Genomic DNA, 14,902 nt, shown 5'->3' with positions numbered 1-14,902 from the left:
GTTATTTATGGATAAAATCATTTCTGTTTATGTTTCTCTTTTATTTCCTTCACAACAAAAAAAGCATAGAACGGACTCAAGTCCGCTTTATGCTTTCCATTATTAAGATAAACAATATTTAACCAGCGCATCTCGCACACCATGCTCGTTGTTAGACCCCGTGACAGCATTCGCTGCCGCTTTGACCTCAACCGGAGAATTATCCATCGCAACGCCCATACCCGCGTATGTAAGCATAGAAATATCATTAAAATAATTACCGATCGAAAGAACTTCCTCTTGCGGAATTCCCAGCTTCACAGCCAGATTCTTTAAGGCGTTGCCCTTGGAGGCTTCCGGATGCATCAAGTCAACGAAAAATTCACCACTGCGCAAAATATTGTACTCATGGGTCCAAGTACGCCATTCACGTTCAGCTTCGTCAAGGATTTCTGGTTGTGTAAATACAGTAAACTTAACAACCGGTTCACGGAAATCTTCCCATGCTGGCAGTGTAGCCGGCACGATACGGAAGTGTTCATACATATAATTGGCTTCTTTGGTCAGGTTTTCTACATTATCTACATACATATCAAAAGCCGTATTCACATCATAATGAATATCATGCTTTCTACAATAATCAATATAAGGGTCAAGACCACGAGCATCCATACCGTATTGATGCAGCACTTCCCGATCTTTCACACGAACCGTTGCAGCTCCGTTATGACCCAGCACATAACCAGACAACCCCATTTCCTCCATAAAAGGAATCGAGTTCTGCGGACTGCGGCCGGTACATAACACGATTTGTCCTCCAAGACGTGTAACCTCAGCAATGGCTTCTTTATTCTCAGTGCTCAAGTGGTGATCATCATTCAACAGTGTACCATCTACATCTAGTGCAATCAGTTTGTATCTCATACTCCCACCATCCTTGTCTTTCTTTTTCTATATATATTGAACCTGGCTATTTGAGTTAAGTTTCAGTCGCTGTTGTTTCCAGATTTCTTGATTTATACCGTTTACTAGTGGTTGAAATCCGGAAACAAAGGCGGCCGCTATCGCTTTTACAGTTCCAAATTTCCCCTCCGCCACTCCATTCCCTAATCCCAAGTTTCCAAATTCAATTTACATACCATTTTTTCTCTATATTATTGTTCTAATGCTTCTGTACTTAAGAGTGCCAGTTCCTCTAGCGTAAGTTCACGACTAGCTCCCAGTGGCAGGCTTTCGTCCAGCTTCAATTCTCCCATAGATACTCGTTTCAGAAAAGTGACTTTTTTGCCGACAGCTTGGAACATTCGCTTCACCTGGTGAAACTTTCCTTCTGTGATGATCAGCGAAATATGTGAGATTACTTTACTGCCGCGTTCTCTTCCCAATATAGTTAGCTGTGCAGGTAAAGTAACATATCCATCTTCCAGCTCGACACCTGCCGCAAAAGCCGCTACATCGTCTGCATCTACGTCTCCCTCAACTGTAGCTTCATACGTCTTAGGGACATGCTTGCGTGGCGATAGTAGCTCGTGAGCAAGCTTTCCATCATTGGTGAGCAGAAGCAGCCCTACTGTGTCCTTATCTAACCTTCCTACAGGAAAAGGTTCAAACTGTACATATTCCTGCTTTAAAAGATCCAGAACGGTCCGATCCCGCTTGTCCTCTGTTGCCGACAGGACTCCCGGTGGCTTATTCATCATAAGATAAATAAATTCACGATAGGTAACAAGCTCGCCGCCAACCACAATTTTATCGTGATACGGGTCTACATGAAATCCACTATCCTTGACGACTGCACCATTCACGGTAATTAAACCTTGCTTGGCTTGTTTACGAATATCGCTGCGTGATCCTACCCCCATATGGGACAATACTTTATCTAAACGCTGCTTTTTTGCAGTTTTCCCTGATAGGCTCATTCTTACATCCACCTCCAGCCTGCGGGATATTCATTCTTGAGCACACCGTCCTGCCACTTCCCCCAGCCTGCACTATAACCATCTATGCAGACCAGTACGTATCCTTTTTGGGTAGTTCCTATTTTAATAGAGAGACGTTCTTGACTAATCAACAATGTCTCTCCTTTAAGATAGGAAATAGCTTCATTACTCGTACTGGAAAGTGAGACACTTCGGCAGCTCTCTTCAGGGTGTAACGCGGTAGCCATTGGATGTCCTGGGATAAATCTGCCGTTACGGACATGTCCTACATACCATCCTGGACGAATCGCCTTTAATCCATTTAATCTTTCCTTAGGTAGTGGGGAGATGTACAGATGATCACCGAAGAAAATCGGATACCCTTTTGGCTCCCAGCCAAGCTGGTCTTTTATAAAATCTCCATATGCAGCCAAGGCTTGCTCTTCTCCTGAACCTTGACGGCCACGTTCAGCGCCAGCAGCAGATTTATTAGAGAACTTACCTTCTTTCCCTCGTCTGGCTTCTGGTTTGTTTGCGGATTTAATATGAGCAGTGCCTTTTTTATTCGTATTCCGTGTAACTGCACTCAACTTAACTTCGGCTTGATCACGTTCCTCTGCAGATACCTTTGGCCCCACATGCTGCAGCACAGCCATGAAATGTCCTTCACCTTTTACTTTATGCGGCCATAGTCTTGCTGTCCCTGATAGTTCTCCAAAACCAGGAGCAAATGAGCCAGTGCCTCCAACTGTAATCACCGAAAACTGTGGATGTTCAGAAATAAACTCCGATATAATTTCTTCATTTTCTTCTGTAGCAAATGTACAGGTTGAATAGACAAGTGTACCTCCCGGTGCCAACGCTGTTGCAGCAGAACGTAAAATATCCCGCTGCATGGCAGCATATTTGGCAGGTGTACCTGAATCCCACTGCTTCACCATGTCTTCATCTTTACGGAACATCCCTTCACCTGAGCAAGGAGCATCAATCAAGATTTTGTCAAAATAAAGCGGGAATGCCGCTGCAATATGATCTGGACTTTCGTTTAGTACGATACCGTTGCGCACCCCATATAGCTCTAGATTTTTGGCTAAGGCTTTCGTGCGTTCTGGATGAAGATCATTGGTAACCAACAAGCCTTCTCCTGAGAGCTTGGCAGAAATCTGTGTGGATTTGCCCCCAGGTGCAGCGCATAAATCAAGGACACGATCTCCTGGCTGTACATCAAGCAGTTCCACAGGTGCCATAGCGCTTGGCTCTTGAATGTAATACAATCCCGCGTGATAATGTGGATGTTTACCTGGTCTGGCCCCATCCTCTGTATAGAATCCGGTTGGACACCACGGAATGGGTTCCAGCTCTAAAGTGGAAAGAGCTTGCAATTTCTCCACTGAAATTTTCAAGGTATTAACACGAACGCCTCCGTTAGGGGTCTCCTTGTACGAATCCGCAAATTGATTATAATCCGTTCCCAGCAAGTCCATCATACGCTCGCTGAAAGAACTGGGCAGTTGTGCCGCCATGATGCCGTCCTCCTGATAGTACTGCTAAAATTTAGGTGTTTAAAGATTCAAGGAACACCCTTACGGGTGTCCCTTTGGCAATACTCATTTATAGAGGATCATTATTTACGATGAGAAGAGGTCGGTCTTTGAGGACCTCGTCGTTGAGGATTATTCGGTGTGATCACCTCAGCCGCAGAGTTCACTTCATCCGCTAGACCTTGATCAATGATTTCTATAGTCAGATCATAATAAGAAAATGGCTGCTGCTCACACGACTCCATGCGGCGAACATAATCCTTCACTTCCACCACTAGCTTAGCCAAATTAATGCCGAGTGTCACTGCTGAATATTCTTCCAGCTTGGCAGCAGCCCCGCTTAGCATAATCGTTGCACCACGCATATTATTATTGCGGCAATGGTACAACCCAACAGCTACTTGGAGAAGTGCTTTGTACAATGGGTCGCGTTGCTTGGCAAGCCATAGCTCTTCGAGCACCTCGTGACATTCGAAATAATCCCGGTCACGATTAAAGTACACTAGATACGCCAAGTACAACGGATCATAAGCCATCCGGCAAACTATCCTTTTTAGCTGCGGAGAGAAGTCCCCGTACATGATCCAGAAGCTCCTTCATCGCTTCCATGTCCTGAGCCTGCCATATTTCGTTAAATCGAGCCTGAGTATCTATAGCCTCATTCACCAAATGATAGAAATACAATTGATGAATAGATTTGAGAATTTGAGTCGTCATATTCGAGTTTTCCTCGAAGGTCTTTTGTGCTTCCAGGATTTCATCACGAATACTGGACATTTCGCTGTCCAAGATGGAGGCTGCTTCAGCTGCGGTTTTCAGGCGCACTCGCATTTCATCCGGTAAGCTTTCCCGATATTTATAATTCAGAGAGTGCTCTATGGTTGCCCAGAAATTCATAGCTAGTGTACGAATTTGGATCTCTGCGAGCACTATTTTTTGTCCCAGAGCTGTCTGCACAGGATATTTAATAATCATATGAAAGCTGCGATACCCGCTCTCTTTATAATTGGTGATGTAATCCTTCTCATACAGGACTTCAAGATCCTTACGAGCCCGGATATATTCGGCCACTCTGCGGATATCCTCCACGAACTGGCACATAATCCGGATCCCGGCTATATCTTCAATGCCTGTCTCCAGATCCTCCATCTTCACATTCAGGCGCTTAGCCTTCTCCAAAATGCTTGACAGCCGCTTTACACGACCAGTTACGAATTCAATCGGCGTGTATTCCTCTCTTTTCTTCAACTCCGAACGCATTGTTTTGAATTTAACTTTCAATTCTTCCACAGTCTGTTCATATGGAAGCAAAAAAGTTCCCCAGTCCCTGCCGTCCATCGCCTTCGTCCTCCTGTCCTTTCGACTCCTTCAATCAGTGATGATCAGCACCCACTGCTTCAGAGATATGACTGAATCCGTCCCGCCGTAAGAGCTGCCGTAATCCGGCATGCAGCCTGCGGTTAACCTCCGGTCCTTCGTAGATGAGTGCTGTATAAATTTCGACCAGACTTGCGCCTGCTCTTATCTTGTCATACGCATCCTGACTGGTGAATATGCCCCCTGAACCTATGATCGGCATCTTCCCTTCAGTCTGGCGATAAATCCTACGAATGATTTCCGTTGACCGGTCACGAAGTGGCTTACCGCTTAATCCACCTGTCTCATTAGCCTTTTCATGACTAAGTCCATCCCGGTTCAATGTAGTATTCGTAGCAATAATACCATCCATACCAGCTTCTGTCAGTGATTGAACCATATACTCCAATTCAGAGTCACTTACATCTGGAGCAATCTTAACCAACAAGCTCTTATTCATGCCGGTGGCTTTACGCTGAATCTCCATTTCTTCCTTTACTTGTGCTAGCAGGAACGCTAATTCGCTGCCATGCTGGAGACTGCGCAGCCCCGGTGTATTTGGTGAGCTGATATTGACCACAAAAAAATCACCGTACGGATAAAGCGTACGGATACACTGACGATAATCTTCATGAGCCGCTTCATTACTAGTTATTTTATTCCGTCCAATATTTACTGCTATTGGAACTCTGCGATTTTTTAATTTTTTTAGACGCTCTGCCATAGCGTCAGCCCCTTCGTTATTGAAGCCCATACGATTGATCAGAGCTTCATCAGAGGGAAGACGGAACAAACGCGGGCTATCATTTCCCGGTTGACCCTTAGGGGTAACCGTCCCCACTTCCATAAATCCGAATCCGATCGAAGAGAATCCAGAAACAGCCTCGGCATTCTTATCCAAGCCTGCTGCCAGTCCAACTGGAGTCGGAAAATGTATGCCAAACAGATCAACTGCTAAATCTGCCGTTTCAGGAACGCCATACATTAAACGCAATGCCGCGCTTCCCCCTGGAACTGACGATGATTTATCCAATCCACCTATGACGAGATGGTGAGCCTTCTCAGGGTCCAGCTTAAAGAAAATTGGTTTACCAAAATTACGATACAACACCGTTCTCGCTCCTTAAGGGGTACTTCACTAATCCACGTGTCTACCCGATTCTGTAGGTTTCTTCTTAATTTTAGCCTTTTCTTGAACAAAAGAAAAGCATTTTACCCTGTAAGTGTGCAGAGAGCTTAACCCAAAGTATAGTAATTTTCTTGTAAACGCATTACAATATAGGGGTAATCAGCGATTAAGAGAGAAAGAAGGTATGCTGGATGTCAACTAAACGTAAACCACCAACTTTGCAGCAAAAGAAAGAAGAAGTTAATCGTAAAGCGCTAATGTGGATCGGCGTAAGTTTAACTTTACTAATTCTTCTCATCATCGTTCTGTTTATAGTTGCCGGGAACTAATTCAGCCAGTGGTATACTTTGTGGGGGTTGGTCTGATCATATGGAGCAGCAGGGTTGAAGCGTTTCGCCGGCAGCAGCTGCTTGTCAGGCAGAACCCCTTTACTAATCACCACTTTTGTTCCTTTTGGAATCATAGCGAATAGTTCTTCCACATCTTCTCGACTCATCCGAATACAGCCAAGGGATTCATCCTTGCCGATACTTTCTGGCTCATTGGTGCCATGAATAGCATAATTACTATCTGAAAGTTGTAGTCCGCGGCTTCCGAACTCCCCATTATCATGACCGTTTGGATTGACCACTTTATCTGTAATGATGAAGTTGCCTTCCGGGGTCTTGTCTCCCCCAAGCCCTACCTCATAATTTCGTAGAATAACAGAGCCGCTGACTACTGCCAAGCGGTGTTTTTGTTTATCCACAATCACTCTAAGCGGCTGGTCAAAAAAAGGAACGCCCTTTCCACTACTTCCACTCTCGCTTAACGCCGTCGGTATGCCCATTCCCGCCTCAGCAGTTGAGCTTGGAGGCTCACCCGCAACTTCCGGTGTACCCAGTGCCTTAGCAGTTGCTATTTCCTTAAGAGATTTGAACTCACGTTTCATAACTGGTGTCGTCCCGCCAATCCAATTTTCCGGAAAAGGTCTGGTCAATTCCGCCAGAGAAGCCGGAAGCTTGCCTTTATGATTCTGATAAGACCTCATTGCACTCCATAATGTAGCTAGCTCCTCTTGATCCCCCTGCCACTTAGCTGCATCCACCGCAAGTTCCCCTTGCTCTGGCGGTTCGCATGCACATGCCGCTGGATCATAGGATTGGTATACCAACCGTCCGTTCCCATTCTTCTGCAGTGTGGAATTAAGCGGAAGCTTCTCTTTCCACAGCAGCCACTTCCCTTCCCGCTCCATGCCCAAAATAGCAGCTTGAAACGGTTCCTCGCGCATTAGCATAGTTGCCATCAGCTTCCCTGACGAAGCCGAAGCTCCACTCTCTTGCGCTGTATACATCATTTTTCGTGCCTCTAGAACGGGTTCCTTCTTAACATCTTTTTGGTCAAGCGGATCTTTGACTTCAGAAGCAACCGTGTCTTGGACCATTTCCTGATCTTCCGCAATATCTAGACCCGGAGCCACAGCCGATGGCACCATAACCAGTAATAGAAGCATCAGCCCAAGCATAATGTAGCGGAATCTTTGCTGCCTTCGGTCCCGCTGGCGGCTTGCCTGAAGCAGCCCTTCCTCATATTCCCGTAGCGTTTCCGCAGGCACCTTACTATGCTCGAAAGCTTCATATACTTCTCCAGCCTGATTGAAGCAATAGTTAGCTTTCCCCTGTTGACCGTTCTTATAGTATTCCTTACCCAGCAAGTACCATGCCATCTTATTGTCTGGATGCATCTGTACATATGCTTTGAGGTGCTGAGAATTTTTCATCGGAACCTCCGAAATTTTATAATTCCTTCCTACATTAATATCGGTCAGACATCGCAAAAAAGACATCCCTAGCTGAACAAAAGTTCGCGAGAGATGTCTTTATGTTGTGCTAGAAGTTACAAAATCCCGGCTAATTAGCCCTCTTTGTTAAAAGGCTCATCCGCAATTTTAATAGAGTCGGTTGGGCATCCATCACAAGAATCCTGGAGATCATCAAACAAATCATCCGGAATCGCTGTGATGCCGTGGTTTCCGTCATTTTCATAAATAACTTCTGCCAAACCTTCGTCATCGTAATCAAAAATATCAGGAGCCGTTGCGCCACATGCACCGCAAGCGATACAAGTGTCTTTTTCGACCCAAGTGTACTTAGCCATTTTATCTCTGCCTCCCGTTGAACAATACAGCGCTGTTGTACCAGCGTCTTATATTTTCTCATATTAATATAAAAAGAATACAATTTCAATTGATTTTCAATACGTTTGCATTTCTGACGCATTCTACGGCATCTATTTTGACATGTCGTAGAATGATCTTGTTACTCTTTATCAGACTCGACAGATAGAAGATTATCCTTTTGCAACGAAGTGCCACGTTCTTTATGATTGCGGAGCCTTGCAGAGTGAGAATCGCTTAACATCCCGGCGGTCAACACTGCATTTTCACCGAATTTATTACGTAGCATGTCCATAGTCTTGTTAAGAGACTCTTTCTTAGGCTGACGTTCGTAATCGAACAAATCAAGCTGAATGGCAGAATCCTCTTTAGCAATCAAGCCCTGCAGGGTCACACCCAGCAGCCGCACAGGCTTCTCCCCATTCCAATGACGAACATATAGATCGCAGACGGACTTGTAGATATCCTCCCCGCTCTCCGAAGGAGCCTCTAGCTGACGCGAACGGGTTATGGTCTTCATATCGGGTGTCCGAATGGTCAGCTGCACCCCTGAGGCAACAAGACCTTGCTTACGCAAGCGCCGGGCTACCTGATCACTTAAATTCAACAAAATCGGTCGTACCTCAGCAAGACCTATGACATCCCGCGGCAATGTTGTGGTGTGTCCAATCGACTTACTCTGCTCCCGCTCAGGATTAACGATCCCATGATCAATACCGTTGCCAGCACGCTTTAGCCATGAGCCCATAACTCCGAAATTCTCAACCAGCATATTTTCATCAGCCGCTGCTAATTGACCAATACTGTAAATGCCCAGTTTGCGGAGCTTTTCTGCTGTTTTTCCACCAATGCCGAACATTTCGTTACAAGGCTTGTCCCATAAAATCTTAGGCACATCCCGCAGCCGCAGCACTGAAATACCGTTTGGCTTTTTTAAATCGGAAGCCATCTTCGCAAGCAGCTTATTGGGAGCGATCCCCACTGAGCATGGCAAGCCCAATTCTTCCATTATACGGCGCTGAATCGTCTCCGCTATTTCCATGGGTGTACCGAATTGTCTGGAGCCAGTTATATCAAGGTAACATTCATCGATGGACACTGCTTCCAGTAACGGAGTATAGCTATATGCAATCTGCATAAAAGCATTAGAATATTTGCGGTATAAATGGAAGTCCGGTTTAATAACGATAAGCGATGGACAAATACGAAGCGCCTTCTGAACCTGCATTCCCGTCGAAATCCCCATTCTGCGGGCGACGTAGGAACAAGTCACTATGATCCCTTTCCGCAATTCAACACTACCCGCAACCGCAGTAGCTTTGCCTCTATATTGGTCAGGGTCCTCTGCCTCATGCACAGAGCAGTAAAAAGCATTCATATCAACATGCAGGATAACCCTGCCACTCGTTGGATAATACTGATCAACATTCTGCACAATATCTACCTTCTTATCCTCAGGTTTTCTATTGTCCAACTTAGAATAACTCTCCGCTGCGGTTAGGTCAACTTAAGAGGCTGTAAAGTTCTTTGTTACATTCCCGCGTAAAAATGCTATAATATATAAATTCATTTCCCTATAAGGAGGACTCTCATGTCTAAGTCCATCTCCATCTTCGATACTACATTACGCGACGGCACCCAAGGTGAAGGCATCAGTCTGTCGGCTGACGACAAGCTGAAGATTGCCAAGAAACTCGATGATCTGGGTGTGCACTATATTGAAGGTGGCATCCCGGGAAGCAACAATAAAGACATTGAATTTTTCAAAAGAGTCAAGGAGCTTCATCTGAACGCCAAAATTACAGCGTTCGGCAGCACTCGGCGGAAGAATTCCTTGGCCGAAAACGATGACAATTTAAAACGTATGATTGACGCAGGGGTTCCTGCTGCTACACTCGTCGGAAAATCTTGGGATTTCCATGTACACACTGCATTACAGACTACGCTTGAGGAGAATCTCGCCATGATCGGCGACTCCATATCCTACTTGAAACACCAAGGCCTTGAAGTGATTTTTGATGCCGAGCATTTCTTCGACGGATACAAGAATAATCCTGAATATGCAGCAGCTGTTCTGTCCAAAGCCCAGGAAGCCGGAGCAGATTGGCTTGTAATGTGCGATACCAACGGTGGGACCTTACCTTACGAAATTCATGAGATTGTTACCGCTCTAAATCAACAATTGCCCGGAGCCAATCTCGGAATTCACACTCACAATGACTGTGAGCTAGCGGTTGCCAATGCACTTAGCGCCATCGGAGCTGGAGCACGGCAAGTACAAGGTACCATTAATGGTTACGGTGAACGGTGTGGCAACGCCAACCTATGTTCTATTATTCCTACACTACAGATCAAAATGGGTTATCACTGTATTCCAGGCGATTCATTATCGCAGATTACCAACACTGCCCGCTACATTAGTGAAGTGGCCAATGTTAATCTGCCGGTAAATCAGCCTTATGTCGGAAATGCAGCTTTCGCACACAAAGGTGGAATCCATGTCTCCGCCATCATGCGTGATTCACGGACCTATGAGCATATCGCTCCTGAGCTTGTCGGGAACAAGCAGCGGGTGCTGGTCTCCGAACTTGCCGGACAGAGCAATGTACTTTCCAAAGCGCAGGACATGGGTTTAAATCTGGATCCAAGCAGCGAGCAGGCTCGCCGGGTGATCGAGAAAATCAAAACGATGGAACATCAAGGCTATCAGTTTGAAGGTGCCGATGCCTCACTGGAGCTACTCCTTCGGGAAGCTACTGGCGAGATGAATGAAACCTTTACCTTTGAATCCTTCAAGATGTTAGTTGAGAAAACCGCAGAACATCCAGTAGTATCTGAAGCGTTCGTGAAGCTGAAAGTTGGCAGTGAGAATCTTTATACCGCTGCTGAAGGTAACGGTCCAGTCAACGCACTCGATAACGCGCTTCGTAAAGCATTACAGACCTATTTCCCACAATTAAAGGAAATGCATCTATCCGACTATAAAGTCCGTGTAATAGATGAACAGGATCAGACTGCAGCGAAGGTAAGGGTATTGATTGAATCCAAGAACTTCACAGACACCTGGAGTACGGTTGGTGTCTCCAGTAACGTAATTGAAGCCAGCTGGGAGGCACTTGTTGACAGTATGCGCTACGCGCTTCTCAATGAGCTCTCATTGGAGAATGAGAAGACGACCAGCAATGAACCTAGAGGCCTGGTCAATCATTAATTGATCACTTATAGAATTTTGTAAGACAAAAAAGAAGCTTCCCAAAAGTAGAATTCTACTTATAGGGCAGCTTCTTTTTTATTAAATAGGCTATATAACGGACTATTACTTTAGCCCATAGACTATGGCCGGTGGGCAGTGTGCGGTGCGGGGTGCGTGGGGTGCGAGTTCGGGTGCGGGTGCGGGTGCGGGTGCGGTAGAGTAATTAGGGAAAAACTCCCTGAAAATAGCCGATATTCGCTATAAATGAACAGAAATAGGGAATTCCTCCCTAAAAACCAAGGTAATTTCATTATTTCCCACCAAAACAGCTAGATTAGAGGGATATTTTCCCTAATTATTCGTTGAATGACCCGAGATCTCGAAATAATAGGGAGAAATTCCCCAATTGTTCTAACTCGGCTTCCTTCGGGGTTCAAACCATTTCTGCTCCACGGTATAGTGAAATTAATGCTTGCTGTCTACTAAAGTAAATCGCGGCTGACCAAAAACGCAGATCAGCGATCCTCCAATAAGAAGAATCGCTGATCTGTAGACTTTTGCTGTTTGGAGAAAAAAGCAGATCTGTCTCCACATGGGATAGCCTGCTTCATGATTCGGTAAGCTTGATTATTTTCTCCTCCAACTCTTCAGGACTAAGAATACCTAGAATAATCTCTGAGATCACTCCATTCTTATCAATGAGCACATTGGTGGGAAAAACAGCTCCATTATATTTGCTGTACACCTCATCTTTTACATCAAACATAACCGGAAACACAAGACCGTATTTCTTGATAAAACGTTCAGCATTGGGTTTATAATCCTGACTGCTCACATTAATACCGTAAATATCTAGAACATCCTTATACTTAGTGGCCATGGTATTAAGTTCAGGAGCTTCCTGCTGGCAGGGATCACACCATGAAGCCCAGAAATTAAGGATTACCGCTTTATCTCTGGGGCCATCAACAACATAGGTAGTCCCATCTGTTCCCTGAAGTGAAAACGAAGGTGCACGCAGTCCAGCCTTAGGTCCGCTCTTCATCGGCAGCTCATTTTGTTGCGCAAGCACAGCTTCTGCTTTGGGCTCACGATTATGCCACACCGCAAACACAGCAACACATACAACTATGAGTAATACTGTTATATTTAATTTATTACTTGCTTTCATAGTCATCTGTTCCTTTACGATTGGAATAGTTTTCTACTATTGTACCCTCAATAGGTTAAATTTCAAACCATCCATTTTTTACACAATAATATATACTTTTATAATAAAAAAGAGGGTTTCGTCTGCGACGAAACCCTAATGAAGAGAGAGGGGTGAACAAATGGCAGCATTCCAGGGAAATGTCCAGCCTATTAGACTGAAATATTCCGTACAGCAAGCACTGGGGAAGCACCTGCTGTCCTGTTATCCGCATGAAGCATGCGGAGTCCTGCTGGGTGCTGCCGCAGCGGGTGGCATGCTCATAGATACTTACGTACCCTTGCGCAACGTAGCGCCAGACCCGCTGCACACCTTTACTCCCCACCCTGAAGAGTGGATTAATGCACTGTACAATGAACCAACTATCATCGGACTATTTCATTCCCACCCACATTCAGCACCTATCCCTTCAGTTGCCGATTATAAAGGACTAACAGCACTAGGACCTGAGTTTGCGCTTTATCTTATAGGTTCTCCCAACACCAAAGATAGCGGCAATCCCATTCTGAACGGATTTTATATTGAGCGTTTGCCTGATGACCGCGGCGGTAATTTGTTCCGCGGTTTATCTCAAGCCCCGCTTCACGTTCTACTTAAATAAGCATAAAGATCACCCAAGGTATCCACTTGGCCGCGCTCCGAAATTTCCCGCAGGTAGATCACCCACAGCTGTGCTGTCATCTTTGCGTCTTCCAAGGCATGATGACGGCCATGAATCGGAATTTCATGCACATATAGCAGCTCATCCAGCGAATAATTACTTCGCTGTGGCTCAAGCCATCGCGCTAACATCATCGTGTCCAGCACACGGTGTGTTAGCTGAACTTTAGAGGTTTTCCATAAAGCAGCATTAAGAAAAGCCTTATCATGTGAGCTTGCATGTGCAACCAGCACATTCTGACCTACAAAGGACATAAAATTATGAAGGCCATCCATTAAGGAGGGAGCGGATTGTGTCATTTCTTCCGTAATCCCAGTCAGCCTTGTAATATCCTCCGGAATAGCCGTCTGACAGTTCACCAGTGTATAAAAGCATTCCTCTTCTTTGATCTGCTCTCCAACAACCTTGACGGCTCCAAAAGACATAATCTCATCCCCATGCTGATGGGAAAAGCCTGTAGTCTCTAGATCAAAGATCACTGTCTCTAATTCAGACAATGGGGTATGCAGCACCTCAGGCCGCCGTTTCTCTCGCATCAAAGATCTAATAAAGGCCATTTGCTGCGCAGTCTGTTGTGCAGTTTCTCCACCTCTCATCGAAGCAATTGCCGAGGGCATTCCACCTTGTCTTAGATTACTCCAGAATCCTCCGCTTTTGTTCGGCTCCCTCATGACCGCCACCTTTCCGCTGAGCGGAGCTGACGCTGCAGCGCCCGATGAAGGCGTCTGACAAGCAGCAGGCTTTCACGCAGCTCAGACAGCAGCTGCTTATTCTTCAATTCACTCTCAGCTACATAATCACTGCTGATTAACAATCCATCCTGAACACTATATGGCGTGTTCACTCGCAACCGCATTGCTAATAAGAAAGCTCTGCGGATATCCTCTAAATGTTGATATTTCCCAAGCCTATCAAGCGCTTCAATCCGCTCTAATGTCGAGCCAGCTCTAATGCCATGTAGTAATGACAACCGTCTAACAATGTTCACTAACGGAATATAGACCCCATACTTAACATCAAATCCGCCTGCATAATCACCAAACCGTTCTGTTAACACCTGTCCCAGTAAATTCAAAGTCGCTTTGTGGCGTACTGTATTGCGAAGAACAGCATTAGACAGCTGCTCATTTTCCTCAAAGCCTTCATAGAAAGCTTCTTGCCACTTCGCTGATAACTTCACGCTTCCTGCCACATGACGCATATCAGAAGAGATAATAAGATACCGGATCGGCTCCCATTCCAACTGAGTTCTCCAGCTATCAAGCTGCTCTATCCATTCAGATAATGTCTTACGCCACATGACTTGGGAGCACATTACCTTCCCCGCACATTTCTCATATCCTACTTCTTCAAGCATATCGGATAACAAAGTTCCGAAAAATTCGAAATAGCGATTTTTTTCCCCATCAGGCTCTCCTTCGACTATCAGGCCATTATCCTGATCGCTCCAAAGCGTTGCCTCCTGCCTCCCACTGCTGCCAAACACAATAAAGGAATAAGCACAGGGAGGCGGGCCATAGCCCGCCTCTTTCATCTGCGCCTCACATATGAGTACTGCGGTTTGGGCAATAAGATCATGCATAGTATTCACACGGAACATCCATTCCTCTATAGGAATAACATTCAACTGTTCGAGAAGTACTTTTTGACAGGCAACACGCCTCTCCCTAAGCTCCTCTGACGAACCGGCCAATACGATGGTCCTAAAGCTTTCTTCATTATACTCATCTGTTAACTCCATCGATGCCACACGGTCCGC

The 14,902-nt window shown here is 45.5% G+C and carries 15 protein-coding genes; 3 read left to right on the top strand and 12 right to left on the bottom strand.

What is annotated here, in order from left to right:
• Positions 1 to 102 precede the first annotated feature (102 nt).
• From MHB37_RS10295 to MHB37_RS10270, 6 genes are all read right to left on the bottom strand, one after another.
• Entirely contained in the window at positions 103 to 903 is an 801-nt protein-coding gene (locus MHB37_RS10295; RefSeq protein WP_036689337.1) for a Cof-type HAD-IIB family hydrolase, read from the bottom strand.
• 230 nt (positions 904 to 1,133) lie between these two features.
• Positions 1,134 to 1,898 (bottom strand): pseudouridine synthase, encoded by a 765-nt coding sequence (locus MHB37_RS10290; protein WP_076186699.1) that lies wholly within the window; start codon positions 1,896 to 1,898, stop codon positions 1,134 to 1,136.
• 2 nt (positions 1,899 to 1,900) lie between these two features.
• A complete protein-coding gene (locus MHB37_RS10285; protein WP_339281916.1) occupies positions 1,901 to 3,421 on the bottom strand; it encodes an RsmB/NOP family class I SAM-dependent RNA methyltransferase in 1,521 nt (506 codons plus the stop codon).
• 101 nt (positions 3,422 to 3,522) lie between these two features.
• Entirely contained in the window at positions 3,523 to 3,975 is a 453-nt protein-coding gene (locus MHB37_RS10280) for a DUF309 domain-containing protein (protein ID WP_076130116.1), read from the bottom strand.
• Positions 3,965 to 4,777, bottom strand: coding sequence for a GTP pyrophosphokinase family protein (locus MHB37_RS10275; protein WP_036689325.1), 813 nt, complete (start codon positions 4,775 to 4,777; stop codon positions 3,965 to 3,967). The genes MHB37_RS10280 and MHB37_RS10275 overlap by 11 nt, the downstream gene beginning before the upstream one ends.
• A 34-nt stretch (positions 4,778 to 4,811) precedes the next feature.
• Complete coding sequence (locus MHB37_RS10270) at positions 4,812 to 5,906, bottom strand: quinone-dependent dihydroorotate dehydrogenase (protein WP_036689322.1); 1,095 nt, start codon at positions 5,904 to 5,906, stop codon at positions 4,812 to 4,814.
• Positions 5,907 to 6,115: 209 nt separating this feature from the next.
• Here MHB37_RS10270 and MHB37_RS10265 point away from each other — a divergent pair, with 209 nt between their 5' ends.
• Positions 6,116 to 6,253 (top strand): hypothetical protein, encoded by a 138-nt coding sequence (locus MHB37_RS10265; protein WP_167348489.1) that lies wholly within the window; start codon positions 6,116 to 6,118, stop codon positions 6,251 to 6,253.
• Here the strand turns inward: MHB37_RS10265 and MHB37_RS10260 are convergent.
• The 3 genes from MHB37_RS10260 to MHB37_RS10250 all read right to left on the bottom strand — a co-directional run bounded on the left by MHB37_RS10260 (position 6,250) and on the right by MHB37_RS10250 (position 9,553).
• Positions 6,250 to 7,683, bottom strand: coding sequence for a L,D-transpeptidase (locus tag MHB37_RS10260; RefSeq protein ID WP_248549260.1), 1,434 nt, complete (start codon positions 7,681 to 7,683; stop codon positions 6,250 to 6,252). The two genes, MHB37_RS10265 and MHB37_RS10260, sit on opposite strands and share 4 nt — an antisense overlap.
• A gap of 134 nt (positions 7,684 to 7,817) precedes the next feature.
• Complete coding sequence (locus MHB37_RS10255; RefSeq protein WP_036689316.1) at positions 7,818 to 8,060, bottom strand: ferredoxin; 243 nt, start codon at positions 8,058 to 8,060, stop codon at positions 7,818 to 7,820.
• A 161-nt stretch (positions 8,061 to 8,221) separates the two neighbouring features.
• Positions 8,222 to 9,553: a DNA polymerase IV gene (locus MHB37_RS10250; protein WP_282579938.1), complete on the bottom strand. Its 1,332-nt coding sequence runs from the start codon at positions 9,551 to 9,553 to the stop codon at positions 8,222 to 8,224.
• Between the two features lie 117 nt (positions 9,554 to 9,670).
• Here MHB37_RS10250 and cimA point away from each other — a divergent pair, with 117 nt between their 5' ends.
• The gene (gene cimA, locus MHB37_RS10245) at positions 9,671 to 11,290 is read left to right on the top strand and encodes a citramalate synthase (RefSeq protein ID WP_405169200.1); all 1,620 of its coding nucleotides are present in this window, start codon (positions 9,671 to 9,673) and stop codon (positions 11,288 to 11,290) included.
• A gap of 589 nt (positions 11,291 to 11,879) precedes the next feature.
• On the opposite strand, the gene MHB37_RS10240 is transcribed toward cimA, so the two are convergent.
• Complete coding sequence (locus MHB37_RS10240) at positions 11,880 to 12,443, bottom strand: TlpA disulfide reductase family protein (protein WP_076220683.1); 564 nt, start codon at positions 12,441 to 12,443, stop codon at positions 11,880 to 11,882.
• Positions 12,444 to 12,603: 160 nt separating this feature from the next.
• Between MHB37_RS10240 and MHB37_RS10235 the strand changes: the two genes are divergently transcribed.
• A complete protein-coding gene (locus MHB37_RS10235; protein ID WP_076125127.1) occupies positions 12,604 to 13,083 on the top strand; it encodes a M67 family metallopeptidase in 480 nt (159 codons plus the stop codon).
• On the opposite strand, the gene MHB37_RS10230 is transcribed toward MHB37_RS10235, so the two are convergent.
• Positions 13,065 to 13,814, bottom strand: coding sequence for an exonuclease domain-containing protein (locus MHB37_RS10230; RefSeq protein WP_038569828.1), 750 nt, complete (start codon positions 13,812 to 13,814; stop codon positions 13,065 to 13,067). The two genes, MHB37_RS10235 and MHB37_RS10230, sit on opposite strands and share 19 nt — an antisense overlap.
• Entirely contained in the window at positions 13,811 to 14,884 is a 1,074-nt protein-coding gene (locus MHB37_RS10225) for a DUF294 nucleotidyltransferase-like domain-containing protein (protein ID WP_076125162.1), read from the bottom strand. Before MHB37_RS10225 ends, MHB37_RS10230 begins: the two co-directional genes overlap by 4 nt.
• Positions 14,885 to 14,902 lie beyond the last annotated feature (18 nt).

Origin of the sequence: Paenibacillus sp. FSL H3-0286, assembly GCF_045040705.1 — a bacterium.
Classification (GTDB): Bacteria; Bacillota; Bacilli; order Paenibacillales; family Paenibacillaceae; genus Paenibacillus_AQ; species Paenibacillus_AQ odorifer.
This window is presented reverse-complemented; position numbering and strand designations above follow the sequence as displayed.

Bases quoted from the DNA above. Each gene is read 5' to 3' on its own strand.
- MHB37_RS10265 (WP_167348489.1), top strand. From the start codon at position 6,116: ATGTCAACTAAACGTAAACCACCAACTTTGCAGCAAAAGAAAGAAGAA.
- MHB37_RS10260 (WP_248549260.1), bottom strand. From the start codon at position 7,683: ATGAAAAATTCTCAGCACCTCAAAGCATATGTACAGATGCATCCAGAC.
- MHB37_RS10255 (WP_036689316.1), bottom strand. From the start codon at position 8,060: ATGGCTAAGTACACTTGGGTCGAAAAAGACACTTGTATCGCTTGCGGT.
- MHB37_RS10280 (WP_076130116.1), bottom strand. From the start codon at position 3,975: ATGGCTTATGATCCGTTGTACTTGGCGTATCTAGTGTACTTTAATCGT.
- MHB37_RS10235 (WP_076125127.1), top strand. From the start codon at position 12,604: ATGGCAGCATTCCAGGGAAATGTCCAGCCTATTAGACTGAAATATTCC.
- MHB37_RS10230 (WP_038569828.1), bottom strand. From the start codon at position 13,814: ATGAGGGAGCCGAACAAAAGCGGAGGATTCTGGAGTAATCTAAGACAA.
- MHB37_RS10225 (WP_076125162.1), bottom strand. From the start codon at position 14,884: ATGGAGTTAACAGATGAGTATAATGAAGAAAGCTTTAGGACCATCGTA.
- MHB37_RS10240 (WP_076220683.1), bottom strand. From the start codon at position 12,443: ATGAAAGCAAGTAATAAATTAAATATAACAGTATTACTCATAGTTGTA.
- MHB37_RS10295 (WP_036689337.1), bottom strand. From the start codon at position 903: ATGAGATACAAACTGATTGCACTAGATGTAGATGGTACACTGTTGAAT.
- MHB37_RS10290 (WP_076186699.1), bottom strand. From the start codon at position 1,898: ATGAGCCTATCAGGGAAAACTGCAAAAAAGCAGCGTTTAGATAAAGTA.
- MHB37_RS10285 (WP_339281916.1), bottom strand. From the start codon at position 3,421: ATGGCGGCACAACTGCCCAGTTCTTTCAGCGAGCGTATGATGGACTTG.
- MHB37_RS10275 (WP_036689325.1), bottom strand. From the start codon at position 4,777: ATGGACGGCAGGGACTGGGGAACTTTTTTGCTTCCATATGAACAGACT.
- cimA (WP_405169200.1), top strand. From the start codon at position 9,671: ATGTCTAAGTCCATCTCCATCTTCGATACTACATTACGCGACGGCACC.